This window comes from Bradyrhizobium sp. CCBAU 53421 (genome assembly GCF_015291625.1).
GTDB lineage: Bacteria > Pseudomonadota > Alphaproteobacteria > Rhizobiales > Xanthobacteraceae > Bradyrhizobium.
Map to the genome: position 1 here is coordinate 3,161,769 of NZ_CP030047.1, position 24,273 is coordinate 3,186,041.

At 59.7% G+C, this 24,273-nt stretch carries 24 protein-coding genes and 8 pseudogenes; 7 read left to right on the forward strand and 25 right to left on the reverse strand.

Annotated features, from left to right (window positions below; genetic code table 11):
* Positions 1 to 502 precede the first annotated feature (502 nt).
* A pseudogene (locus tag XH92_RS14880) lies at positions 503 to 796 on the reverse strand (transposase); the annotation flags it as partial.
* Between the two features lie 222 nt (positions 797 to 1,018).
* The gene (locus XH92_RS14885; RefSeq protein WP_194459869.1) at positions 1,019 to 1,246 is read right to left on the reverse strand and encodes a hypothetical protein; all 228 of its coding nucleotides are present in this window, start codon (positions 1,244 to 1,246) and stop codon (positions 1,019 to 1,021) included.
* A gap of 217 nt (positions 1,247 to 1,463) precedes the next feature.
* Between XH92_RS14885 and XH92_RS14890 the strand changes: the two genes are divergently transcribed.
* The 5 genes and pseudogenes from XH92_RS14890 to XH92_RS14905 all read left to right on the forward strand — a co-directional run.
* Complete coding sequence (locus XH92_RS14890) at positions 1,464 to 2,579, forward strand: DUF1236 domain-containing protein (RefSeq protein ID WP_194461269.1); 1,116 nt, start codon at positions 1,464 to 1,466, stop codon at positions 2,577 to 2,579.
* A 24-nt stretch (positions 2,580 to 2,603) separates the two neighbouring features.
* The gene (locus XH92_RS14895) at positions 2,604 to 2,921 is read left to right on the forward strand and encodes a hypothetical protein (RefSeq protein WP_194459870.1); all 318 of its coding nucleotides are present in this window, start codon (positions 2,604 to 2,606) and stop codon (positions 2,919 to 2,921) included.
* Between the two features lie 433 nt (positions 2,922 to 3,354).
* Positions 3,355 to 3,810: an Hsp20 family protein gene (locus XH92_RS14900; RefSeq protein ID WP_194459871.1), complete on the forward strand. Its 456-nt coding sequence runs from the start codon at positions 3,355 to 3,357 to the stop codon at positions 3,808 to 3,810.
* A 69-nt stretch (positions 3,811 to 3,879) separates the two neighbouring features.
* Positions 3,880 to 4,200: pseudogene (locus tag XH92_RS42990) on the forward strand (hypothetical protein).
* A 231-nt stretch (positions 4,201 to 4,431) separates the two neighbouring features.
* A pseudogene (locus tag XH92_RS14905) lies at positions 4,432 to 4,589 on the forward strand (oxidoreductase); the annotation flags it as partial.
* Positions 4,590 to 4,822: 233 nt separating this feature from the next.
* On the opposite strand, the gene XH92_RS14910 reads toward XH92_RS14905, so the two are convergent.
* The 3 genes from XH92_RS14910 to XH92_RS43840 all read right to left on the reverse strand — a co-directional run bounded on the left by XH92_RS14910 (position 4,823) and on the right by XH92_RS43840 (position 8,125).
* A complete protein-coding gene (locus XH92_RS14910) occupies positions 4,823 to 5,917 on the reverse strand; it encodes an FAD-binding oxidoreductase (RefSeq protein WP_246788554.1) in 1,095 nt (364 codons plus the stop codon).
* Positions 5,918 to 6,223: 306 nt separating this feature from the next.
* Complete coding sequence (locus XH92_RS14915; RefSeq protein ID WP_194459872.1) at positions 6,224 to 7,288, reverse strand: ROK family protein; 1,065 nt, start codon at positions 7,286 to 7,288, stop codon at positions 6,224 to 6,226.
* Between the two features lie 471 nt (positions 7,289 to 7,759).
* Positions 7,760 to 8,125, reverse strand: a complete 366-nt coding sequence (locus tag XH92_RS43840; protein ID WP_371818018.1) for a hypothetical protein — start codon at positions 8,123 to 8,125, stop codon at positions 7,760 to 7,762.
* Positions 8,126 to 8,474: 349 nt separating this feature from the next.
* On the opposite strand from XH92_RS43840, the gene XH92_RS14925 reads away from it, so the two are divergent.
* Complete coding sequence (locus XH92_RS14925; RefSeq protein ID WP_194459873.1) at positions 8,475 to 8,720, forward strand: hypothetical protein; 246 nt, start codon at positions 8,475 to 8,477, stop codon at positions 8,718 to 8,720.
* 195 nt (positions 8,721 to 8,915) lie between these two features.
* Here XH92_RS14925 and XH92_RS14930 read toward each other — a convergent pair whose 3' ends face one another.
* The 15 genes and pseudogenes from XH92_RS14930 to XH92_RS14995 all read right to left on the reverse strand — a co-directional run bounded on the left by XH92_RS14930 (position 8,916) and on the right by XH92_RS14995 (position 20,577).
* A complete protein-coding gene (locus XH92_RS14930; protein WP_194459874.1) occupies positions 8,916 to 9,146 on the reverse strand; it encodes a hypothetical protein in 231 nt (76 codons plus the stop codon).
* Between the two features lie 377 nt (positions 9,147 to 9,523).
* Positions 9,524 to 9,760: a hypothetical protein gene (locus tag XH92_RS14935; protein ID WP_194459875.1), complete on the reverse strand. Its 237-nt coding sequence runs from the start codon at positions 9,758 to 9,760 to the stop codon at positions 9,524 to 9,526.
* Positions 9,761 to 10,925: 1,165 nt separating this feature from the next.
* Entirely contained in the window at positions 10,926 to 11,105 is a 180-nt protein-coding gene (locus tag XH92_RS14940; protein ID WP_194461726.1) for a hypothetical protein, read from the reverse strand.
* A 157-nt stretch (positions 11,106 to 11,262) separates the two neighbouring features.
* On the reverse strand, positions 11,263 to 11,475 hold the full coding sequence (locus XH92_RS14945) for a hypothetical protein (protein ID WP_194461727.1): 213 nt from the start codon (positions 11,473 to 11,475) through the stop codon (positions 11,263 to 11,265).
* A 174-nt stretch (positions 11,476 to 11,649) separates the two neighbouring features.
* Entirely contained in the window at positions 11,650 to 11,889 is a 240-nt protein-coding gene (locus tag XH92_RS14950) for a hypothetical protein (RefSeq protein ID WP_194459876.1), read from the reverse strand.
* Positions 11,890 to 11,896: 7 nt separating this feature from the next.
* Positions 11,897 to 12,082 (reverse strand): hypothetical protein, encoded by a 186-nt coding sequence (locus XH92_RS14955; RefSeq protein ID WP_194459877.1) that lies wholly within the window; start codon positions 12,080 to 12,082, stop codon positions 11,897 to 11,899.
* Between the two features lie 127 nt (positions 12,083 to 12,209).
* Positions 12,210 to 12,404: a hypothetical protein gene (locus tag XH92_RS14960; protein ID WP_194459878.1), complete on the reverse strand. Its 195-nt coding sequence runs from the start codon at positions 12,402 to 12,404 to the stop codon at positions 12,210 to 12,212.
* Positions 12,405 to 12,948: 544 nt separating this feature from the next.
* Positions 12,949 to 13,881 carry a hypothetical protein gene (locus XH92_RS14965; protein ID WP_194459879.1) on the reverse strand — a complete coding sequence of 311 codons (933 nt, stop codon included), beginning with the start codon at positions 13,879 to 13,881 and terminating at the stop codon, positions 12,949 to 12,951.
* A gap of 528 nt (positions 13,882 to 14,409) precedes the next feature.
* A pseudogene (locus tag XH92_RS43845) lies at positions 14,410 to 14,526 on the reverse strand (hypothetical protein); the annotation flags it as partial.
* Between the two features lie 476 nt (positions 14,527 to 15,002).
* Positions 15,003 to 15,243, reverse strand: a pseudogene (locus XH92_RS14970) (transposase); the annotation flags it as partial.
* Between the two features lie 1,456 nt (positions 15,244 to 16,699).
* Positions 16,700 to 16,912 carry a hypothetical protein gene (locus XH92_RS14975; RefSeq protein ID WP_246788431.1) on the reverse strand — a complete coding sequence of 71 codons (213 nt, stop codon included), beginning with the start codon at positions 16,910 to 16,912 and terminating at the stop codon, positions 16,700 to 16,702.
* 347 nt (positions 16,913 to 17,259) lie between these two features.
* A complete protein-coding gene (locus XH92_RS14980; RefSeq protein ID WP_194459880.1) occupies positions 17,260 to 17,466 on the reverse strand; it encodes a hypothetical protein in 207 nt (68 codons plus the stop codon).
* 710 nt (positions 17,467 to 18,176) lie between these two features.
* Complete coding sequence (locus XH92_RS14985; RefSeq protein WP_194459881.1) at positions 18,177 to 18,386, reverse strand: hypothetical protein; 210 nt, start codon at positions 18,384 to 18,386, stop codon at positions 18,177 to 18,179.
* Between the two features lie 1,468 nt (positions 18,387 to 19,854).
* Positions 19,855 to 20,043 carry a hypothetical protein gene (locus tag XH92_RS14990; protein WP_194459882.1) on the reverse strand — a complete coding sequence of 63 codons (189 nt, stop codon included), beginning with the start codon at positions 20,041 to 20,043 and terminating at the stop codon, positions 19,855 to 19,857.
* A gap of 330 nt (positions 20,044 to 20,373) precedes the next feature.
* Positions 20,374 to 20,577: a DUF3606 domain-containing protein gene (locus tag XH92_RS14995; RefSeq protein WP_194459883.1), complete on the reverse strand. Its 204-nt coding sequence runs from the start codon at positions 20,575 to 20,577 to the stop codon at positions 20,374 to 20,376.
* A 384-nt stretch (positions 20,578 to 20,961) separates the two neighbouring features.
* On the opposite strand from XH92_RS14995, the pseudogene XH92_RS43000 reads away from it, so the two are divergent.
* Positions 20,962 to 21,349: pseudogene (locus XH92_RS43000) on the forward strand (hypothetical protein); the annotation flags it as partial.
* Here XH92_RS43000 and XH92_RS15000 read toward each other — a convergent pair.
* From XH92_RS15000 to XH92_RS15020, 5 genes and pseudogenes are all read right to left on the reverse strand, one after another.
* Positions 21,300 to 21,485 (reverse strand): annotated as a pseudogene (locus tag XH92_RS15000) (DUF892 family protein); the annotation flags it as partial. The pseudogenes XH92_RS43000 and XH92_RS15000 sit on opposite strands and share 50 nt — an antisense overlap.
* A gap of 284 nt (positions 21,486 to 21,769) precedes the next feature.
* On the reverse strand, positions 21,770 to 22,141 hold the full coding sequence (locus XH92_RS15005; RefSeq protein ID WP_194459884.1) for a response regulator: 372 nt from the start codon (positions 22,139 to 22,141) through the stop codon (positions 21,770 to 21,772).
* 146 nt (positions 22,142 to 22,287) lie between these two features.
* Positions 22,288 to 22,539: pseudogene (locus XH92_RS15010) on the reverse strand (ROK family protein); the annotation flags it as partial.
* A gap of 272 nt (positions 22,540 to 22,811) precedes the next feature.
* The gene (locus tag XH92_RS15015; protein ID WP_194459885.1) at positions 22,812 to 22,991 is read right to left on the reverse strand and encodes a hypothetical protein; all 180 of its coding nucleotides are present in this window, start codon (positions 22,989 to 22,991) and stop codon (positions 22,812 to 22,814) included.
* An 857-nt stretch (positions 22,992 to 23,848) separates the two neighbouring features.
* Positions 23,849 to 24,109 (reverse strand): hypothetical protein, encoded by a 261-nt coding sequence (locus tag XH92_RS15020; protein WP_194459886.1) that lies wholly within the window; start codon positions 24,107 to 24,109, stop codon positions 23,849 to 23,851.
* Positions 24,110 to 24,273 lie beyond the last annotated feature (164 nt).

Consider the following 24,273-nt stretch of genomic DNA (forward strand, 5'->3'; position numbering starts at 1 on the left):
GGCTCGAATCTTGAGCGCGCTGCATGATCTGGTGGGCAGCCATCTGGGGATTACGCGCAAAGGGCAGTCAAGTCTCTACATCCAGATCAAGCGGCTGCTCGGTCGCAGTGGCGCTCTGAAGATTCCGAAGTGACGTTCTGGCCATCGATACGGTGGTCTTTGCAGGAAGGTACCCATTGACATTTCTGGGTTCTATACCCTGACAAGTGTCCCCGCACGGCTTACGGCGTTCGTACGCGCCTTCTCGCCGCGTGCATTGAAGAGCGTCGTTCATGCGCGCTGGTCGGTTAACGGCAGCGGCGCGTCGTGATTTGCTTACCGTGGATACAGCCAAAGCGAGCCCGGCCTGAAGCGTGAGGGTGGCTGTCGGCGAGATGGACATCGCCGCAAGTAGACGCGACCTAAGTTGCGCCATCGCATGCGCAGGGTCTGAAAGCCACGTGTCAAGTTGGCTCAGATAGCGGGCGACGCTCTCGTCCAGCTGAGCACGCCGCCGTTGCACCTTGCGGAAATCCGCGATCGTCTTGTGATCCGGAGCGAGCCGACCCAGCAGCAACATCACCTCGACATTGCGGCCGGCTTCTCGTTCGAGCCGTCGGCTCGACCGTACCCGGTTCAGATAGCCATAGATGTAAAGCTTTAGGAGAACTGAGGGGTGGTACGACGGTCGACCCGCTGACGCCGGCTCCAACCCCTCAAAGCCGGTCTCAGCCAAATCGAGCGCATCGACAAATGCGTCGATCACGCGAACGGGGTTGCTCTCGTCTTGTCTGTAACTCCGTGAGCGATACGGCAAGACGAATCCATGCTAGTCGCCTTGGCGAATGCTTCGCAAAAAAGACCCGCTCAAAAAGCCGAGCGGGTCTTTCGCATGGAGCCTGATTGCTCAGTGCATGTGGATCAACAGTAGCCGGTGCCACCGACGACGATGACGGCAGGGACGACCCACGGCAGCAGTACGGGCATGCTCTTCTCCAATCGCTAGGGTTCGGGAGGCTTACGCTGTCTCCGCAAAGCCCTATTGGTCGGTGCAAACCTTGGTGGTCTTCACCGCCGACTCGGCTTCGGTTCTGGTCTTGTAGACCCCGTCGCCCACGATCGTGGTGGTGGTCGTCGTCGGCTTGGTGTCGACCACGGTGCACTTCTTGGTGGATGCGTCGCGCACAACGTAGAACTCGGCGGCGCTGGCGGCTTGGGTCCCGAGAGCAAAGGCGGCGAGAGCGCCGCATACGATCAGTTTCTTCATGATGTCCTCCTCCTCAATGTTTCGTAGTGCGTCCCAACGGCGGATTTTGAAGGAAGTTCCAGTTTTTCCCGAAGCGATGCTCCCGGCGGGCACCGGATTCACCACCAACGCGCGCGGCAAATTTCTTCGGATGAACAGGGGAGCAATTGCTGAAATGTCCGCTCAGGAACCAGGCCCGCCGCGCGATGTTGTTGGGCACCACATTCAGGAGTTTCAGATGAACAAGCATTTATTGTTGGCTACCGCTGCCGGGCTCGCGATCGCGACATCGGCCTTCGCGCAGTCCTCTCCAAGCTCGTCGAGTTCAAATCCTGCGGCCGCGCAGCATCAGCAGGATTCCACGACCACGACGACACCGTCCTCCTCGAACACAGCGCCGTCGTCGTCTACTTCGGGGGGCACCCAGAACAACGCCACCTCGACCAATTCGGCTCAGACGCAGCCGCCGGCTTCGACAGGCCAAAGCGCCGCGGGCCAATCCTCCAATTCCGCCACTGGCGCCAACGCCACGCAGGCGCCGGCCTCGGGCAACGCGCCTAGCCAGGCGCAGACCAGCCAGCCGTCCAACCAGACCAACCCGCCGTCAAACCAGGCGCAGACCAACGCGCCTTCGACCGGTCAGACCCAGAGCGCAAATCCGCCCGCCCCGAACAACAGCAATCAAGCCCAGTCGCCGGCCGGTAGCGGCTCGACCAATACGGCCCGGCAGCCGAACGGCCAGCGGGACACGGCCGACCGTTCGTCCAACACCAACGTGAGCGCGGCGGTCAACATCAACGACCAGCAGCGTACTCGCATCAGCACGTCGATCTCGCACCTCAACGTCCAGCCTCTGACCAACGTGGACTTTTCGCTGTCGGTGGGCACGACCGTGCCTCGGGACGTGCGCCTGCAGCCGTTGCCGGCTGATGTCGCCGAGATTGTCCCGCAGTATCGCGGCTACGACTTCGTCCTGGTGAAGGACGAGATCGTGATCGTTGAGCCATCCAGCTACAAGATCGTTGCGGTCATGCCGTATTCGGGCCGGGAGACCGCGGCGGCGCCGGCGCGGTCCGAGCAGCGCAAGACGACCTTCAGCGATCGCGATCGCGAAGTGATCCGAAAGCACGCCAAAGCGCGCCCCGTCGAGCGCGAGCGGCGTACCACCGGTAGCACCGTCCGCACCGAAATTCGTACCGGCGAACGCGTGCCGGAAGACGTGGAGATCGAGGCATTTCCCGACGAGGTCTACCGGGATGCGCCGACCTTGCGCGAATATCGGTACATCAATCGCGACAGCCACACCTACATCGTCGAACCGCACGAACGTCGTGTGATCGAAGAAATCGACTGATCTCGTCAGGAAGGAGAAACCACGATGAAGACCATTGTGCTGGGACTACTTGCCGCCACCCTGGTGGGATCGGCCGCGATCGCCGCTCCGCTCAGCGCTGCCGAGGTCGGCTCGCCTGAGCTGTTTGGCGTCGACCAGGTCCGACTGGTCTGTAACGACTACGGCCGCTGCGTCCGCACCCGCGGTCCCCGCTATGTTCAGCGCTATTACGGCGCTGACGATGGCTATGTGGAGCGTCGGAGCTACGGCTATTATGGCGGTCCTGGTTATTACGATCGCGGTTATGGTTACTACGGCGGGGGGCCGGGCATCGGCTTTAGCTTCGGCACGCGCGGCTGGTAAGCGCCGACGAAACATGGTGGGGCCGCTTCTTCAGGAAGCGGCCTTGGCATGTCGAGCGCGTCGCCAGAAGCCGCCGCAAGCTCGACTTGCGTGCGGGCTCCGCCATTGGCCGAGTTATTCGATAATTTTCCATACGCGAAGCGAGAAGACATCGGCCACTTCGGTCGTTTCCGGTTCGCACACAAACGGCTCGGAGACAGGATCTGGCACCTCCGCACCTTTCAAAGATCCAGGCCGCTACCCCGGCCCGCAGGGCAGGCCAGGGCTCCGAAAATTTTTTGGCTCCCTCTTGAAACCAAAATCCGCTTTGCTAATTTTTTTGTCGCCACCGAAGGGTGGCGGCCGGGTGCCTGGTTGGACCTGGTCGGTTGAGACGGGCACCGGTCGTGTCCGTTGCCGCTCGTATCCATCTTGCTCTTTGGAGGATTTGGCTATGCGCAGTTACGACTTTTCGCCCCTCTGGCGTTCGACCATTGGCTTCGATCGCCTATTCGACCTCGCGGAAATGGCACAGCGGGCCGGCGAGGACAATTACCCGCCCTACAACATCGAGCGGCTCGGTGACGATCGCTACCAGATTTCACTGGCGGTGGCGGGCTTCGCGCCTGGAAACATCTCCGTCACGGCCGAGCAGAACGTGGTCACGATCGAGGGAAGCAAGCCTGAAAAAGGCGAACACCAGTTCCTCCATCGCGGCATTTCAACCGGCGGCTTCAAGCGCCAGTTCAGCCTTGCCGACTATGTTCAAGTCAAGCAGGCGGCTTTCGATAACGGGCTCCTGATCATCGAGCTTGTTCGGGAAGTGCCGGAAGCGATGAAGCCGCGGCGCATCGCCATCAACCGCGCGCCTCTGGACAATGTGCAGAAGCTTGACGCCAAGGCAGCTTAGGAACGCGTCAGGCACGGGGTCGCGCGCATAAGCGCGCGGCTCCTCAATTCGTCTATGTCAGAGGAACCCATGCGGCCGACGACCGCCGATGGCAATGTTTTCGAACTCAACGCGCTCTTGCGTCCCGGCGCCGTGTTTGAGCACCCAAGAGACGTGGTGCAGAACGCCAGCCTGACCCTCTCGGAAAAGCGGGCCATCCTGCTTCCTGGGCGTCGGACGCATCAGCCATTGCGTCCTGCCGAGCCATGCGGGCACCGACCGGACCGAAGCAGCCGGTTTCGATCGACGAAATTCTTGAAGCCTTGCGCGAACTGGATGGCGGTCCTCGGCACCCGCCGGGGTGGCAGGCCGTACCGGTTGCGTGCGACTTCGCGCGCTATCGCTGCGTGATGCATCGGGAGGGTGGATGCTTGATCAGACCCAGGCGCTCCACGACGATTCCGGACTTCTGCACCATGTCGGCTTCACCTCGGTGCCATCAGGTCGTCGGACCGCGACGCGCTGACCGACAAGATGGAGAAGATCACAACCACGGGCAGCTTCATCGACAAGGCGCCCGGCGGCCCAGCCGCTGGTCTACGAAGCGACCAGCGAAATGGAAGGCGGCCCCTCCGATCCGTGGTCGCGTGCAAGGGGTTCGAGGCGATGATGAAGGGTGAAGGCGACGTGGTGACCGGCCTCAAGAAGAAGATTCAGTCAGGGGCGCTAATGTGACGCCGGCCGAAACGCTCGCTAAACAGCATCGCAAGATGGCAGAGCCCGGCACCGCGAAATCTTAGGCTGGACCATCATTTCGTCACGGATGTTGCGGCAACTCGCTGCTCCGCTAAGCATCCGAGGGCAATGCAAAGGATGCGCGAGGCGGCAGCTGCGGGAATTTGTCGATGATCGCCCGCACGCCGTGTCGTCGCTGCAGCCGTAAACAGGGCCGCGCCCCAGCCGCGCGCTGCGCTTGGTCCTCGGCATGTGAGCCGCCGACACGGCGCTGCCCGACCTGGGTGACACGCTCAATTCAGGGCATTAAACCGGGAATATCGCGGTCGATCGCAAGGTCATCAAGCAGTGGCGATGAGCCTCCCGCGAGAATCGAGCCGATGAGCTCTGCGGCGAGGAAGCTGAAGGTAATACCGTTACCGCCATAACCAAAGGCGGCGAAGATATTCTTGCAGCGGGGCACCCTGCCAATCAACGGCAAGCTGTCATGAGTACTATCGAAAGCGCCCGACCAACTATAGGCCACATCGTCGGACGCACGCGGCCATAGCGTTTTCAGGTACGCTTTGAGCGCCCTCACCTTTGCCCGTGTCGCCTCATCACGAGCCGCGGGCTCGATGAGCGCATGATCATCCTCTCCACCAAGGACGATTCGGCCATCGGCGCTCGTCCGCGCATAGTGATAGTTCCGGCTCGCTTCCCATATCAGCGCCTGTTCGGGCCATAGATTGCCCGGCTGCCGTCGAGTCGCGATGGCCCAACTGGAAGCTGGCAGCTGGCCCGTAGGCTTCACGATGTCTGGCATCACGTAGCCGGTCGCGAGGACGACGTACCGCGCTTCGATCGAAAGCCCGCTTTCAAGGCCGACGGTCACGCTCGAGGCCGCATTATCGTAGGCAACCGCGTTGGCCTTCAGAAGGCGTGCGCTGCGCTGGAGGGACATATCAAGCAGACCATGCGTGAGCTGCACCGGATCGGCGTCGGCGGCGTCTCTTGACAAAAGGGCTCCCGCCCGCGCGATGCCGAAGCGTTTCAGCAGTGCGCCATGATTAAGATACACGGACGGCAGACCAGCGCGGCTCCTCAGCGCGTATTCATTCTGAATGAGTTTTGGATCGTCATCGACAGCGAGATAGAGCGAAAGACGTGGCCGCATCTGACAGGCAATTCCATGATGCGCAACCATGGACAGCAGGCCTCGCGCAGCATGGTGGCTGGCCCGATAGCAACGGATTGCTTTCTCGAAGCCATAGAGCTGCGCGAGTTCGAACAGCGGCTGGTCGATTTCCCAGAGCAGCATGGCAGTGCTGGCCACCGTGCTGCCGAGACTTGGAAGCTCGCGATCGATGATGACCACCTGGCGGCCTTGCCGTGTCAGGCGCTCGGCCACCAGCGCTCCGGTTATGCCGGCGCCGATAATCAGGACCTCACAACGAAAGCTGCCAACAATCGGCTCAATCGGCGGCGGCTGCAGGACGGCCCAAGGCGTACGCGGGCTGCGTAGATCGTCCTGCTCGATGTCTTCGTCCTTGAAGATGGAGCGCTCCCAGAGACTTGATTAATATCTCGCTAGACCTTCACCGAGCGCAAAGCGGACACGGCAAGATCCTTCGACATCGATACCGGTAGCATCTCCTCAGCCGAGGTCGTCCCGCAGGGCCTTGAAAAGGGTGTGCTAGTCAGCGGGCTCCCCCTCGAACTAGCCTTTGCCGTTGCGGTTGGTGAATCTGGCGTTTCCGAGACCCGTGCCGATCGTCAGCACGCCCCAGCGTTTCACGTCCTTGATGAAGGGGATTTGCGAGAGGCCCTGCACGACGCCGTCATTATGCATGACGATGGCGGTGTCGTGCTCGCCGATATTCGGAATGGCGTCCACGAGGCTGGCCGGCAGGTTGAACTTGCTGCTTTCCCAATTGCCAGGCAAGTTCTGGGCGCCTTTCTCGATCGACCCGTCGCGCTCGATGACCCCGGGGCACGCGATGCCGATGAACGGGGCCAGGGTGAATCCTTCCTTCTCCGCCTTTGCGGTGAGGTCCTTGAGCATCTTGACGAGCCTTTTGACTGCATCCGCGCGGCTCGGCTCGTCATCGACATGCCGCCACAGGCTCGACTTCCACACCCTAGCCTTGGAGAAATCCGGCGACTTCTTGGCGCATGTCTCGACCACGCCGCAGCGGATATTGGTTCCACCAATATCGACTGCGAGAATAGAATCATTCCCTTCGAAGATCCAGGAGGGAGCAAGGTGCAAGGCGCCGATAAGACCCGCGTCGTCCGGGTCATGGACGATCGGTAGAATTTCGACTTTGAATCCTTCGGCTTTGATGATGATCTCGGTGCGCGCAATCGCAACTTCCCCGAGCCGGCTGTCGCTAAAGCCGCCTCCAACCACGATACGCTCTGTCTTTTCCCATGCCTTGGTCTTGAGGAAGCGGCGCGTAACATGCGCGAGCTCCTGCGAGAACTCCTCGATGGCGCTGTGCACGATCGCAGCGGCTCGGGGATCGTCGTCGGTCAGGACTGCGTCGAGCTCTTTCTTGCTGATCTTTTCGGACGGCTCGTTTCCGAATGGATCTTCGCCTGACTTCCGCAGCGGCTTTCGCCATTTCTCAAGAATATCACGGAATGCGGCCTTGTTGGCCCGGTCACCGAGGAATCCTTGCTCGTCCTTTAATTCGACGTTGAAGCTGTCGATCTCTACGGATGGCAGTCGGGACGCGCCGTGAGCGGCGATGCCGGTGGTCGTGATTGTTTCGTCGGCCATTCTGATCCTTGAACAAGCCCCGAATAAACATGCGGCTAGTAACAACGATGCGGACCGAATGTCCGTTCCTCCGCGGGGCCTCTCAATCATCACGCACGCCGCGAAGAACGGATGCCGCACCTTGACCTCACGCGCGCCATCTAAGAGGTAATCCGCGAGAGTGATGGTCCCGTCAACGTCGGGGATAAGGCACCCGCTAGTCGACGGAAGCCGGGCTTAATCTGGATCACCCTGCTCGAATCCGCGTGGTAACCGCGGGACGTCGCCATCCGGCTGGTTGCAGCGTGGGCATGGAGCTACAGCGCTACCACAAATGCAGGAGTGCGGCCCCATCCATGGCTGGTCCGGATGGTTCTCGCAGACCCAACCGCTGTCGTCACAAAGGATGCAGACGGCGCTCATTCGAATATCCTGGAAATTGCCGCGTGCGTCCGGTTCTTGACCTTGATCCAGTGCGGGCACCGGCCGCCGCTATAGGGCCGATCGGAGCGCTTCGACACCAGGCACTCGAAGCCGAACTCGCAGGCCGTCCGGAACAGGTCCGGACCGATCTCCGCCTCGCTCGTAGTCGGACATGAAGATGCCTTCCGGCCGTCGCGTGAGAAGACGCTGTAGGTTCGTCTTGCGCATCGACAGCGGCAGGTCGCGCAGGTCGTCGCCGTCCATCATCAGGATATCGAAGGCGAGCATCTCAACCTCGGCATTATGCTTGCCGGAGTGTAGGGCGTTGAAGTCAGAATAACCGTCCACGCCGCGGACGATGGCCTCGCCATCGATCACGAACTGCTTCTGGCGGTTCTTCAGCGCGGCCTCGACGATCCGAAGCGCTTCGTCCAATCGTGGCCGCCCTTGGTGATCAGCCGGACACGGTCTCCCTGGCGCTCAAGGCGCAGGCGGTAGCCGTCGTACTTGATCTCGTGGAACCACTCGCGCCCCGCTGGCACGGTCTTCCCAACGGTTGGTAGGCAAAAATCAAATTTAAGCATGCCCAGAATATCGGTATCAGGTGCCGCTTTTGCGAATCACGCGGGCGAGGCAAAGTCGACTGCGCGGCAACGGCCTCAGCGCCGCCCCAAGCCCCCAGCTTTGTTACTGCCTCGAAATGGGCCGCTCGCTGGAACATCGAGCCGACAGGAACGTCCAGCGGCCGATGGCCTTGGCTATCGGAATGGGAAAGGCACCTTCGATGCCACGGTACTACTTCGACTTAAAAGACGACAACGGCGTTATCCTTGATGAGGAAGGCCTACATCTCCGAGACCTGGAGGAGGCGCAGAATGAAGCCGCGCGTTCCTTGGGTGGGATGGCCCGGGATGCATTAGCGAATGCTAGGGGCGCGGCGGACCACATGGAGATTGCTGTTCGCGACGACGATGGAGATGTCATGGTCGTCCGCTTCTCCTTCGAGATTAGTCGCAAGCGTCAGAACTGATCGCGTAGATGCGGTCACGGAATTGACGCCGCCGCGACGTTTTCAGCCAGGTTCGGCCCTTAGTGGATCATTAGAGCCGCTGCGATTGCGAATGCGGACAGGCAGGGGGCGGCCAAACTCATGAGCGTTAGGGTGATAGGCTTGGGCATAGCGATTTGACGCTTTGTTGCAGCAAAAGTTGCTGCCGCGCGGGGTCTAGTTTGGTAGCCTCAGCCAGCTCTTGATCCAACGGGCGGCGCTTGCCGTCTTGATCGGGTCGGGGTGAAGCGTCGCGATCAAATGATCGAATTGCCAGAGTTCAATGGAATTGCGATTCAATAGAGATTTTACGCGCTCTTTAGCCGCATTTTCGTCAGCGCAGGAAAGATCGATCCGCTGTTTGATGTGGCCGTGGTCACCTAAAATATAGGCCTGAAAATCACCCATTTGGCGACCTCCTGTCGCCCAAACCGCATGGAACTTACTAGGCTCCCAAATCTGTTCCAGCGCAATGAACTTTGTTTTCGCGTAGCAAAAAGAGCCGGTGCTGCAGAATTAGGACATGGGGCCTGACAGATCTAAGTAAATGCGGGTCGGCAGTTCGGCTGCAGACTGCCGCCATGTTCAGGTTCGGTCACATGAACGGCGTCCAGTATGCATTCCTGAGCTTCGCGGGAAATGCCCTTCGTCGGGCTAATGGTCAGCGTCGGCTGGCTCCTCATCGAATTACCCCAGCCTCCTAATTGAGCAACGCTGACAGCGGCCCCAGCCTGTGCCCCCTTGCTGGAGCCGTTTCGTGACCGGGCCGCCAACTGAGTCTCCCCTCAATGCTTCGTCCCATTTTTGCGGTAGATCAGGGAAGCGCAAAATAGCCGTTCGGCTCCGGAGCGAACCTCGATTGCCATATCAGGTCGGTCGTTTGCGAAGGTCGAGTTTTTGAGCATGCCAACGAGCATTTCCATCGCTTCGATCTCGGCAAACCTTTGCTCTGGCAGATCGCGCCCCTCTTCGTCCGCGAAGAATTCGCGACCACTTTGAATGTCGAAGAAGTAGAGTGCCATTGGTCGTTCTCCCATCAAAGAGGCGGGAGCGCGTAGAACTCTCAGTCACCGGCGCCTGACGGTCTCATGCCGACGATGGCAGACAATCGGACCGGATGCGGAATCGTTGCTATGTGGGCGGCTTTAGTCCTGGCGATGTAAGCCATTCTGACAGATGGGCGGCCATCTCGTCTTGCCGCGCCTTCCTCAGTGGTGCTTCTTTCTTCGCGCATGGCGGCAGTGCCTTGGCCTGGTTCCGTAGGCGCATGGCTTCATCCGCTAGACGTTCTTCCAATGACTGCGTTTGCTTGAAACGACGCCGCCGCTTCATGGCGTGCTCCCTATTGGTGTTAGGCGGGAGCGCGGTGAGGGCGATCTCATCACCGATAGATACCCGATGCCGTGCGGTGATGGACAACTAACGAATCGAAGGATGCGACGTTTCTGGTTCGCGCTCCGCCGGCCTGTAAACTGAGGCGGCCTTTCTACGCTGTCGGCGGGCTCACAGCTTAAAATGCCGGTCGAAGTTTGGCCAATAACTCGCGGCTCTCGGCAATCTGCCTCAGCGCTTTTCCCCGGATTTGGGATAGCTCCCAGGAACCAGGACACTGTTGCAAGCGCGCTATTGCGGGCGGAACGGAGCGGCGCGCAATATCGCAACCGCCGACCCTTCCAACAGAGATTGATCGGCGGATCAGCTTACGGCCCCAGCACCGGCCTCTAGGCCCCCAGAGGTGCTGGGGCCTTTTCTATTGCGGCAGGGAACGAACCTGGCCGAGCCTGGTTTATCGGACGTTCAGATCCCCCCGACAGCATCTGGACATCAGTAGTGGAAGCTTAGGCCCCAGCAGTACCCTCGCTGGGGCCGCTTCTGTGTGTCGATTAGGACACCGGTCCTGACATGCCTAAGTAAATGCGGGAACGATTATTTGGCCGCACTTTGGCGCAATGTTCAGGCTCAGTCACCACGACGGCGTCGAGTTCACCTTCATTGCGTTGGCGGCGATATCGTTTGTAGCGCTTATCGTAGGCGTCGGCGCTCTGTTGATCTGATCCTGTCATCTCATGGATTGATCCAACCGCCTTGGCCTCAGCGTGTACCCCCTCGCTGGGGCCGATTCTTTGAGCCGCCGGCCAGGCGGCTTTCCCCAGTGTCCATCTTTGGAGATCGCCAACCGAGGCGGCCTTACTTTTGGCCCAGCAACTTGCCCGTTTTGCTGTTGACCAAATGAAACATCTCGCAGGCCGGACAGGCGATCTGCTGATAATCATCACTGCTTTGGTCACCCTGGCTCGATGCCTCTTCTGTCCGGCACTGGACGTTCAGGCCAGACGTCGGGAATTTGATGAGGATGTTGCGCGCCATAGACGGTATTATGGGCCGCCACCGCCGATCCTGAATTCAGGATTATTACGTAGGGGTCAGGTTGCTGTCGGACCAGATCGGCTCTCCTTTTGCGGAAAGAGATCCTGTGTCCCGCAGCTGATGTGTCAGGGGACGCGCAAGTGCCGGCCGTCGGGTCTCAATGCCAGGTGGACGCCCTGATCGTCCCGATCACTTGCATGTTCTCTTTACGCACGGTGACGGAGCGTCCGGTTTCGGAAGCAATCTTCGCGGCCACTCTCAGGGCCTCATCCTCGTCGGTCATCTCCAACATGATGATGCTGCCGCTTCCGGAAAATGCGCGAGGGTTTGAAATGTTGACGATGAACAAAGGTCGATTTTGCAGGATCATAGCCGACCTCATGCGCCCTCCTGGCTCCTAGGAGGTGCGCTAGGAGCCAGGACCGCGTTTCACGCGAACCGCTCCGTGGAGGTTGGGCGCCGTCCGGAGCGGAAAGCTATTCTTCCTTTGTGCCTCAGTTCCCGCTTTCACCTATGATATCGTCGTGGGTTGGTCTTAGGGAAGTTAGCCCGCACCCATCCTCGCATGCGGGAAGTGGGGCCGTACATCGGCGCCGCGGCGACCGCAAGCGATGCAGGTAAACCGAGGCTCGAGGTCAGAAAGGCGCACGCGATCCGGCCACTGATCGACCTTCTCTGGCGGCAGCTCGATCGAATGGCTGCAGCTATGGTCCGAACAGGACACGAGCAGGCCGCGGGCGCCGGACTGGCGTATCTCGCCGAGGGTGATCTTGGGCTCGGTCATGTCGGGCCTAGCTTCGAGGTTTTCGAAATGGCACCACGTCTCCGTCCGCCGCACGAATAGCTGCTTTTGCCACGTCGAGCGCGTCGAACCTGAGCTTAACAAGGGCATCAGCAACGCCCTGCCGGTCAAGCTCACGGACGATCGCCTCGGTTACTTTCATCAGTCGTGCGGTCTCAGCGTCGGTCGGGTGCATGTAAGGGCTATCAGGCTTGCGAGGAGGAAATGTCCTAATCGGTGAGGCGGGGCACGGGCGGGCGCTCGATGTTTAATTAGGCGAGGGGGTCGCTCGCGCGACCCCTTTTTGCTTTTCTTTAACCAGATCAACGCGCTTGGCTCGGAGGCTTCCGAAACGGGATCACATCTCCGTCTGCCGCGCGGATCGCGGCCTTTGCCAGGTCCATGATCTGAAAGCCAAGATCAGCCAAGGTGTCCGCCACGCCCTGCCGGTCCATCTCGTGGACGATCGCCTCGGCGACCTTCATCAGGCGGGCATTTTCGGCGGTGGTGTCGGTCATCGAGTTATCCAGACGATCGGCGAGGCTGACGGGGGCAGGGAAGAGCTCCGTTCCGCAAACCTAAGTCCTTTGTGAGCGTAGTGAAATTATCGCGCTGAATCGCACGCTCGGAAAGCCGCTAGGTCTTGTCGCGACGAGCTAGCGCTGGACCAGAAATTGGTCAACGATCTCGTTACTTCGAGCTACTTCGTTCAAGGGAGATTTCCGGTAGTTGTCCAATCAACGGGACCTCGGCCGAAAACCTCACATCTCTCTTCAGCACGTCTATTCCGTCGCAGAACGCACACCGCAGCTCGGTTCGCTGGTCGTCCCGAGATAGCGCGGCGTTGAGACGCTTGCCGCACTGCGGGCACCTCGTAAGGTCCATAGCCTCCCTCCTTGTCCGCGCTCAATTCGATTCAGGAACAAAGGTTCCTTATTTGGAGCTGAGGGGTTTAAGGAGGATCAAGGTAGAGAAGATCGTCGAGTGGGTCGTCCGCACTTACGGATTTCGGTATGATTTTTCCTCGAGGCGCAGCGTCTTGCCGCTCCGTCACATGAAGCATCACGATGCAATGGTACGCACCAGCCGAAGCGGAGCGGCCATCTGCATTCCCGGCACCAGCGCTATTAGCTGGATATACTTCCGTTTCAAGTCGAGCCCGTGCCCCCGTCGCCATATTTCGGCTTCTTGGTATCGTGGCCCATCAGTTCGTCCTTTAGCTCGTCCGGCGTCTCGACGCTGCGCAGCCGGTCCTTGAAGCCATGGCGAAGCGAATAGAGTGTGTGAGTCTCTGTCTCGCGGAGGCCGTGATCGGAGAAGTATGCATTGACTGCGGCCGATAGCGTGCTCGCGGTAATGCGGAAAGCCGTTCGGGAATTGTTGCATCGCTTCTAGCGAGACCCCGATCAGCGGGATATCGCGGTCGGAAAAGGCTGTTTTCAGGACGCGACCGTCTGGGCGGACGCGGACGTGCGGGATCGGCGCGTCCAGAACGATATGTCGCCGGCGCAGGTTGATGATCTCACTCGGCCGGGCGCCGGTGTTGATCATCACCAGGACCACGGCACGCTCCTCATCGTTCATGGTCTCCAGTGCGCCGGGAGCCAGGAGGCGATTGACGATCCACCACGGCGAGAACGGCGGCCGAGGCCGCGACGCATCGCCCTCGAGCCTGGCGCCGGCGAATACGCGATCCAGGTTGAGCCGATGACGTTTGGAGACGGCCGAAAGCATGCCGGTGATGTGCGTCAGGTTGCGATTGGCCGTCGCGACCAGGACTTCGCCATCGACCACGCGCTCGGTCCAGTGGTCGGTATATTTCAGCGCGTCGTCGCGCGTCAGCCGCCTGATGGCCTTGTCGCCTGTGACGGTAATCAGGAGCTCGACTGCGCGAAGTTTGCCGTTCTTCCATTTCTTCAACTGGCCAGGCGACATCTTTGCGATGGTGGTTTTCTTCGCGACCGCGAATTCGTCGTAGAGGCCGGAGAGCAGCATCTCCGGCAGGTCGACGCCGCCGAGTGCTGCCGCCGCGGTCGCCGGGTCGTGGCGCCGGTCGCCGACCGCGATCGCGTCGAGCCGGCGTAGGATCTCGGTGAGGGCTGCCTTGGCGACGTCGTCGACGGGCCGGTAGCCGAGCTGCAGGGCCTGCGCGCGCTGCCGGGCGTCGTCGAGCGCGACGATAGCGTCCTGGGTTCCCTGGCCGGCCTTGGCCCGCCAGAATGCTTGAAGGTCAATGTTGAGCCGGTCTAGTTCACGATTGGCGATCGGAATATCCGTCGTCAGGTTGTCGCCTCGGTTCGCCAGCGCGACATCTGCTGTACCAGATGCGTGCGCCGTTGCTCGATAGTGATGTCATCGGCGGTCCGGTCGAATCCGGATTCGGCACGAAGGGCAAAATTCAGGGACGGGAATCGACGCAAAGGGTCGATTGCTGCTTCGCCCGGCTGACGGCGACATAGATATCCCTGCGGTCGAAGGAAGCGTGGGCAAAACACGACAAGGTCCACGCAGGCGGTCCACGCGCTATCCTGGTGCGAGCGCCCTCGTCGGCGCCAAATAGACAGCGACCCGCAGATTACTCGATCGGATCTGGTCGATCAGCCATTGCAAGATCAAAAACGTCTTACCAGATGCTATCGGAGCAGACGCGGAAAGCCACTGGTCATTGTCGGCTTGGCTCCAGAATCGCTGTTGGAAGTCGTTGACCTGAGCGCTGTGCCTCGATACGTAGCGTCATACCGAGCCGTCCCTCCAATCGGCGGTGAGCAAACCGCGTTCGGTCGCGAGTGCGACCGCGCGAAAATTCGACAGCTTGCTCAAGAGAACCGCGCCTGAGTCTCTTATGGCTTCACTGTCGGAGAGCGTGATGGCAGCAGGGGCAATACGGAGCGCCGCGTCTTGATATGTCCGCTGATCCGACCGCGCGAGAATGCTTTCCGCAAGCAGAAGCCGCGGCCAGACGTCATCAAGCAAACTCAACGACACGCCAATTCTTAATCGAAAAATAGCGAGCTATTTAGCTATCGAGGTTAATTCCAATTTCGGAGTGGAGCAGAACCAATTCTTCGTTAATCCGCAGCCGAAGACACGCGGACATTGGAGGTATCTACCATCTAAACAGCGGCGTCAGGGGCACCGGCAAGCGCGTCGATGATGCGGCCCAAACGCCAGCCCGCCGCTAGCGAACGAAGCGGTTGTAGCAGGTGGTGTACGGACATCACGCCAAGGTGCTCCAGTGCGCAAGACCCAGAAGATGCATTGAGGACACGACGGTCGTTCGCCCGAAGAACGCCACCGGCTTGTTCGGCAGATGGGCTTGATGGCAGTCCATTCATCATCGGCGACTTCGTAGCGCATGATTCGAGCTCCAGTTTGGAAGCTTGCATCACAGCGATCTGGTCCAACGCAACGCTTCGAGGCAAGCGCCGGTTGGACGCTTACGGGCAGAAGCGGACATCAGCCCACCGATGACCCGAACCGGAAGTATTGCGGCGGTGCTATCTGCACCAAAAGCCAGATTCGGCCGCAATGGCGGGAAAGAGCGGCACTTTATCCCACCAGGACTAACGTGAGTTATTTTCGGACCCGGACGTCGTTTGGGATGATCGGTGCGACGGGCAGGTGATTTTCATTCCGCATTTTTTCAGCCCGAGTAACGACGCTCCTCCTCGGTGGGATGGCGGTTCGGCGCTCCAGCTTGGCCCAGCATGATCCGGATGCTGGGCCTCTCTATTGCTAGGAACACAATATGGATTAATCGCATGTTCGGGACGCTGATCCTGCCGACAGCCTTCTGGACGAATACACACACTCGGAAACGGTCTCAGCGCGTCCCCTCTCGCTGGGATCGTTTTCCTTCTCAGGAACAAGCGGCGATCCGCGAAGTTGAGCTGGCATAAGATGTGGAGTGGGACACTTGACGGCCTCAGCGCTCTCCTCGGGCGCCCGGGCCGTCGCTTCAGGGCTTGACGGTGATGGAAGAACGCCGCGATTGGACACTCATCATCGTGTTGCTGGGCATTGCGGCCGCAGTATTGGTGGTCGAGATTATCTAAATCGCCCGTTTTGGCGAATCCGAAGAGGCCTCGGCAACCCTTGGAGTCCCTGGGGCGAGAAGTGGCAATCCTGTCACACCCGCCGGCCTGATTCACATACGATAGTCCGGTCTCTTTGTGAGGATGATGCTAGCCAACTCGGGGGATGCGTGTATGAGCGTGCGAGGGGTTATCAAACGAGAGCTGCGGTTCTTGGGGTCAATGCTTCTTGGCTTTTCGCCGCTCTGGATCGTCGCCGGGTTGCTAATTTTCTTTAGGTGGTAGCGGGCGGCTTGCATCGTTAGGTGCTGTCCTAATTTGGATACGCGCAACCGGGAATAAGGACATCAACCGAAGTACGGGTTTTGCACGAGAACTGGCGGCACGTCGGATGATCCGGTCGGCGGGCGACCCTTCAAGGAGCCTGGCTGGCGATCCGCCTCCAACTCTCTGCGACGATGTGAAGGCGCGTCCGGTTGGATTGATCGAACCATTCGGCCGTCGCCTCGTAGGCTTCGGCAAGTTGCCGCATTTGAGCGGGTGACATACAAGCAGTCTGGGCAACGCCGGGAAGGCTCTCGACTACATAGGTAAATGAGCGGCATCAAATGGGACACCCGCAGGCCGGGCAGGCGACCTCCTGATAATCATCACTGCTTTGGTCAGCTGGCTCGATACCTCTTCCATCCTGCACTGGACGTTCAGGCCAGACGTTGGGCATCTGATGAGGATATTGCGCGCCATAGGCGGTATCAATTAGCCGCCACCGCCGGGGGGCCTCAATGCCTGGTGGACGCACTGATCCTCCCGACCACTTCCATGTTCTCTTTGCGCACGGTGACGGAGCGTCCGGTTTCGGAGGCAATCTTCGCGGCCACTCTTAGGGCCGCATCCTCGTCGGTCAACTCCAGCGTGATGATGCTGCCGTTTCCGGAAAATGCGCGAGGGTTTGAAACGTTGACGATGAACAAAGGTCGATTTCGAAGGATCATACGCGACCTCGTAAGCAACCACCCTGGCTCCTAGGGGCGGCTAGGAGCAGGGCCGCGTTTCACGCGAACCGCTCCATGCAGGTTGGGCGCTGTCTGGAGCGGGGAAGGTATTTCTCCTCTGTGCCTAGGTTCCCGCTTTTACCTATGATTATCGTCGCGGTTGACCCTAAGGAAGTGTCGTCCCAACCGGTCCAGATTCGTTCGAAGGGGCTGGCGGCGAGGCGGCTTCACTTTGTTGCGGCGTCGGGGAATGGCGGCTGTTTTGTGGCTCTTCCTGCCGTTTGGTCGGCAGCTTTGGTTTCCCAGCGAGCCGTCGCAGCCTCGCATGCGCCCGCTTGGCGGGGGTATTAAGACGCTCGCCTATGGTCCTCTTCTTCGCCATACCTGCATTCCTCTTGCGGGAAGGGCTCCTGCGTCTTGCGGCCGAGGAAGGTGTCGGGCACCGGCAGCTTTAGTAATTCGAGCGCCCGCTGGACGATCTCGCGAATGAACGCGCTTTCATTGGTTATCCGCGTAGCTTCGTTGTGCACGCGATAGACTGGCTCGAACGGCATGGCCGCGCTCCCTCGCTTGATGCAGGCGGGAGCGCTCTCGGTCTCTCAGCCACCGACGCCTACGGGCAGAGCCTCGGCCGATGATGACGATCCAACGCACCAAAGTAACACAGGTTCCCTGCAGGAACTGAAGGCCAGAGCCTAGCGCTCGGGCTGGCGCCTAGACACTTGTCAAGTTGATGTAACCCGCGACCGCCGATGTCGACCGTTCTTCGCTACAATGACATCGGCGCGTTGGGAGCGCTCGCAATCGGGACGGCTTCGGAGCCCCGCCGCCTAGCCCCGGAAGATGCGCCGACGGCCGTCCTGGTTGCGAAATTGGCGGAGCCGCACAACACAACGCCGACCGCTTGAAATGCTTGCGGTCGACGCTGGCTCTAGCCCCAGGAGGAAATGCAAAATCCTGGCTCGGATACGTCTCACATCCATCGCTAAGGTTCATGGCCCAAACTGGCTATCAAGCGAACAGGTCCTTCCCGGCCTGCTCACGAACGTTCCGCTCTCATGGTACTCAGCCACTTCATCACTTCGGCCGCGTATTTTAACCAGCCCAGTATTCGGCCGGCCTTGCCTTGTCCTCGTCGATCATCGGGCGGTTGATCTTCTCGATGTAGGTCCGCCCATTCTGGATCGGCTCGAAGGCCTTGGCGTGCTCCATGATCTGGCGCGCGGTTTCTCGGGCTCGGAATAGGGGCGGTGGCCGACGTATTTCATTGCTCATCTGGCGGTGGACGGAGCAGGGAAGCGATTCTCCATTCGATATAGTCGTAGAGCCCGGCCCAATGATGAACAAGCGTTCCGCATTGCTCGCAATCAAAAGTCCCAGAAGTATTGCTGTGGTTGCCACCGCGCTTTTGGATCGCCGAATAGACGATGCCGCAGCCGGGACAGGTGAAATAAACGGTGACGAGAGGTGTCATAATGGCTGCACAACAATCAAGTTCGATCAGCGTTCCTCAGACCGACCGAAGCGCCGCCTTGGTCGTTGAGCCGCTGCCGATGCCCTCGGGCAATGCCTGTCGTCCACGCCGCGGACGGACCGGCGGCCAGCGTTGTCGTCCCGGTAAAAGTAGTAGCTCTTGTCCGTTAGCTTCGAAGCTGTGGGACCTTTCAGGTCGCGAGCATGCATTCCGTGACGACATCCTCAATCGGAAGACGCCAGCGGCTCAGCGCAGCTGGACGAAGACGCTACCTGCGTGCCGATGACGTAGCGGTCGATCGTGAGCTCACGAACGAAATGTGCACATATCTGGTGCGGCGGCCAAGCTGCGGGCGAGGGCAACCAGGAGCCTGTAAGATATTGATCTGATTGGTGGGCCGCAGACTCGAACCTGCAACCAGCGTTATGAGCGGCAAGAAAGAGATGTGATCGTTGATTTATCCGCGTTTTTTCTAGTATTCGGCCGCTTTCGTCGCTCTTGGAGAGATGAGGTTGGCCAGGAGTGGAAACGTGGATGAGCCGTTGTAGGCGTCGCGGGGCTTCTCACTCATTGCACGGGCCTGCATCACGAACGCTTTGGATCCCGTCCTCGCACGAAGTAAGCAGCGGTTATCGCAGCTAGAAAAATTCGAACATGAACCGGCGACGGCTGCACAGTGAAAACGACCCCGACCCGTTGCGCGCGCCGAGGTCGCTATTCCAACGCTCTCGGGTCGGGAGGAAATGTTTAACTCGGGAGAAGTTGGCTCAGTCGAGTGGTGAAAGCATCGAGGCCGGCACCTTGTTACCCTGCGGGCACTCTGTTCGCTCGGTGGGCCGGAACCGGATTGAGGCATCTGCGGCCAGCCCACCCCGTCTCATGAATTGGGCCAAATTAGCGTCCGATGACCATTCCACGTAGCGAACGCCCGCAAAGGCAAGCGCTGCCACGACGAGAATCCCGGCCACCGAAGTGGCGATTGTTCCCGTCCAGTTCTCGCTGCTGAATAGTGGCATCGCGATTCTCCCGACACCGAAGTCACACCGTCCTTAGGCCGGCTCGCGATTTTAGAATGTGAACGGCCTCACATCTCACGCGCACGTGATGCTTAGGACAGGGCCAGGACTGAAGGGCCCACCTTGGCATGGGCTCTGCGTTTAGTTTGATGGGGGATTTCAGCGTCCCAGTTCAGGAAGAAAACGCCGCGGGCCGTGTATTTTTGAGACCGGCGGCGCATTTTCTTGGGACTATGCACGCGGAGTCTTTAAGCGATTCCAGCACAGCCCGAGCCCGAGCAGGCAAGGGATCCTCGTCGAAAACAGCATGTAGGCGCGCCGCCCGACGGCCGATTAGCGAATCTTCTCAAACTGCTGGTGGTGTTCGTTTGCTTGGGCGCCATTGTGCAACGCCTGCTCGTATGACTTATTGAGCGGTGCCAATATTGAAAAACTTTCCTCCCGGAAGCCAGCTAGGCCGAATTGAGTGGCTCGGGATATTGGAGAGGTAAACCTGTCATCGATAGCGAAAACTTATCCAGCATTTTGATTTCCGCTGGTTGGATGTTGCCATCTGCCTCCATCACTCGAGCGCATGCAGCCAACGTTCCTAGATCGCCACCGGCTGATGCTGGTGATTTCTGCCGGCGGGCGGTTTGCATGCGGTCGTCCCAGCGCTCGGCCGGGGCCTTGTTATCTTGGCTTTGGGACCCGCGGCGCGGTGGCAAAGCGCAGACCTAGAACTGCGGCTCTCAGCCGCGCCGCTGCTTCGCTGCGGCTCATTTCAACGGCCCGGCGACAGTGTAGCAGCCCTTCGCAATGAGCATCTGCAGAGTGTCATCTTCCGCGGGATTCCACGGTCGATTCATTGACCTCGTGATTCAGATCAGGTCTTTGAGGCCAATTGATACTGGTGAGCTTTCTCCGGCAGCGCGTCTCCGACTGGACCAGGCGGAAGAAGAGCAGCCTGCCTTCGCGCTTCCCGTGCACATTCAGTGCTCATTTCTTGTTTTCTCGTCATGGTTCGCCTCCAGCTCCTTGCGGACGACCGCGGCAGAATTCCCGACTTTATCGACGACCTTACGAAGCTCTTCCTTTGAGACACCTAGCGCATGAGCCCAGCATTTCATTTGGTCGCGCGCATCCAGATTGATCTTTGAGCGCTCGAACTGATCTTTCTTCGTGAGTCTGTGCATTTCTCAAACAACACGAGCCTGAGCGCTACGTTCCTAACCAAGAATTGCAGGCCCGATGCGTATGTCAGGATGTGTCTAAATAACAAAGGCGGCATGGAAACGACCGGTTCACGAAAAGCCGACGCCAAGTATAAAACGCCGTTTGCGCCACCCTGGACCGATACGGAAGTCAAGCAGCTTCGGTCGCTGGCGGGGGCCAACACTCCCAAAGGTGTTACCAGCCTTAAGTTGGAGAGACCGAAAGGGTCGATCGCGAGCAAATGCGCAGCGTGAGGGCATCTCGCTGCGACCGATCAACCGCTCACCTATAACCAACGCAGGGAGATTGCGCGGCGCTAGTTCTTGGTTTCGAGGTCGTCGGTCTGTTCGCAGAGATGTCCACCGGGCCTGATCAGAAGCAACTACGGAACGGCCTTCGGCGGGCTTTTTTCCCGCGCTGCCCGCCATTTCTTGCGCCAGCGCCACTCTGATCGAGAAGCACGAAATCCACCGCAAGCGTAAGGCTGGGCTGTCAGGCGAGCGTCGCGGACAAATGGCAGCCGCACTCGACTCCGCCGGCGCCGCGTTAGGATCGGTCGGAAAGATGGCGTTTGCCGGCGTGTTCTGGCTGACGGTGGAGAAGAGCGTGCCCGGCGCTTTCGTCGCCGCCTCGCTTGCTTGGCTGGTTGTCTCGGTTGCGGCCTGGCACGCGTGGCGCGAGATGAGGTCGGTTCGCAGATCAATCACTTGCAAACAACAAGGCGGCCCGCCGTGGTGGAGGCCTTGGCGTTGACTCCTTTGCGTAGCGCCACTCTGTTGAGCTTGATATTCGCGGCCTTCTCCTCGTTCAAGTTTGTCGCGAGGAAGCGCACGATGTTGTCGTGGCCCAGTTCCTCAGCCCGGGCAATCAGCGTCCCGGAGCGGCACATCCCGCCTCGTCAATTTGCTTGGAAAAGCCGGCATGGAGGCCTGGGGAGACATTCCGCGCGATATCCAGGAGGCGCTGTTCGAGAGGGCGAGCGCAGTGGCGGGCGCGAGGAACTTGCGCGATTGCTGCACGATCGTCATCCGTGAGCGGGCATCCGGCGGAGCGCTACGAACGGGGCGGTCCCGCCGGACGTCAACCGGTGGGGCGTGTCAACGATCGGGACGAGTTTGGGCCGCCTGCTTCACCGATCCCGACCGCAAAAGCGAAAAGAAGCCGGCTTGGCTACTAAGGAGACGCTAGGCCTCCATCCGTCAGCTTTCTCACGGCATTGATGAGCTCGTCCGGGTGATAAGGCTTCTGCAACACAAGGCTCCCCGGAACCGGACGCGGCGACACAGGTGAGAAACCGGTCGCGTAGACTACTGGTAGTTGAGGGTCAAGTTCCCGACAGAGTTCGGCAACCTGCCATCCATCGAAGGGGCCGGAAAGTTTGACGTCGGTGATCAGCAGGTTGGCGATCCGCTGGCGGCACCACTTCAGGGCTTCTTCGCCGTCGGCGGCCGGGATTACGTGATAGCTTTCCTCGCGCAATGTCTCGACGACGAATTCACGGACCAACGGATCGTCTTCCACGACCAGAATGATCACTTGCGGCATAGTTCGAGCTCGTTGATTTAATACGATTCTCGAACCGCCCAGGCGTTAGGCAGTTCCGAACTTTGACTCGGAAAATCCTTCAACCTCGATACCGGTAGCATCTCCTCAGCCGAGGTCGTCCCGCAGGCCTTTGAAAAGCGCTCGAACTAGCCTTTGCCGTTGCGGTTGGCGAATCTGGCTTTTCCGAAGCCCGTGCCGATCGTTGACGCGCCCCAGCGTTTCACGTCCTTGATGAAGGGGACTTGCGAGAGGCCCTGCACGACGCCGTCACTATGCATGACGATGACGGTGTCATGCTTGCCGATATTCGGAATGGCCACCATGAGGCTGGCTGGCAGGTTGAACTTGTGGCTTTCCCAGTCGCCAGGCGAGTTCTGGGCGCCTTTCTCGAGCGACCCGTGGCGCGCGACGCCCTGGGTGGATAGGGCGGCGCTTCATCGACTATGCGGACGCGCTAGAGGGGATCTTGGTTTATTGGCGGCTGTGAGTTTTGTACAAAGGTCGCCTAGCCACAGGCGATCGCGGAAGATCCCCAAATTCGGATGAGGCGTAGTCTCGACCTTCCGGTGTTACGATGTGAATGTCGTAACACGATCCCGAAAGCTCCTTGGCCTTCCTCAGAGCTGCCTCGGGAGTAGCTCGTCGGTAGACGATCTCACCGAACTTGCACCTAGCCTTTACGGTGAAGCTCATCTTTCTTCTTCTTCTTATTCCGTTTGACGACTTCTGCCTGCGCTCTGAAGGCTTCAGCCAGAGTTTTCATTTGATTTGCCGCGAACTCGTCGACCGTCCGCCCCGCCGCTCGCTCAGCAGTCTCGGCCTGCTTCTTGAGGTCCTTGGCAACACCCATAACCACTAACTTTCGAGGCTATGACGGAGTTCCTTCCGGACTTTTCATTCCCGGTTTTGCTATAAATATCGTCACGATTTTCGCGGCTGAGAGATGCGGGACATCGGATTGTCCGGGTGAGATCGAGCGCATGTGCGTCCAGGTCAGGCGGCAGACGAAGGAGATCCTGACGCTGCAGCGGGCAGCGATCTTGATCGCTTCGGACGAAGCACTGCTCCAGCGCATGCTCAGCTAAGTGGACGTGCTCTGCGCTGCTCGGGATGAGACGGCGTTGCCCAAGCCCAAGGGGGGTGCTCGGTGGGAAAACGTGTCGACAGAGCCGCTTCGGTACTTCCAGGCGCAGACGATCAATGGACAAAGGCTCTGGCCGAAGTCTGCGCCAGGGCGTATCGAGGGCGGTACTATCACCATCCAGGTGCTAATCGGGAATTCTTCTCGAACCTGCCGCAGAGCGATCAGAAGGGACGATGTCCCCTGATTCTGGCTCCCTCGTCACGAGCAACTGCTTTTGAATTCTCCAGTCGGAATAGCTGTAGAGTCCCGCCCAATGGTGAAGGGGCTTGCCGCATCCCTCGCATCGGAAGGTACCAGAGTCGAGCGCAGGAGCAGGGCCACGCTCTTGGGCAACAGCATAAACGGTGACGCACTCGGGACAAGAAAAGTAGACGATCATCGAACTCCCTTCGAGCATCCGATCCGATCTAGCGCGTTAGCCGTGGGATTCAGGAACTCGCTGCTCTTCGATGTCGCCGGCGATGACGGTGGGTGCAAAAGAAGTCTATCTCTCCGATGCGACCGCGGGATGTTGAAAGCAGGTTAAAGCGAATGCCCACCGGGCGGTCCCGGCGGGCATCGTTTCACATCGTCGTGTGCTTGCGGTGCTTATGGGACCGGCCTGATGTCCTCATGCCGGATCCGCCGCGTTCCTTGGTGTCGTTGAGAGTGGCGCCAGGATTCGCGGATCTTGAACTACTGCTCGCGCCTTGGCCGCTCTTGGCTGCCGGAGAATCGCCGCCTCCACCACCGGCGCCGCCACCACCGCCTCCGCCCTGCGCGGATGCCGCTGCAATCGATCCAAAAACAAAAGCTGAAGCCAAAACGACTTTCGCGATTTTCATCGAGCGCTCCTCCGATTAAGCCCCGAAGGCAAACCGGCCGCCACAGAGTCGTTCCTAAAGGGCCTTTCGAAAAGACTCCGGTCCGCAACGTTGAGGTATTCGTTTCGGAGGATGGCGAGCCAGGCGCGTGTTGAGAGGAGCAACAAGAAGGAGGAGAGGCGAAC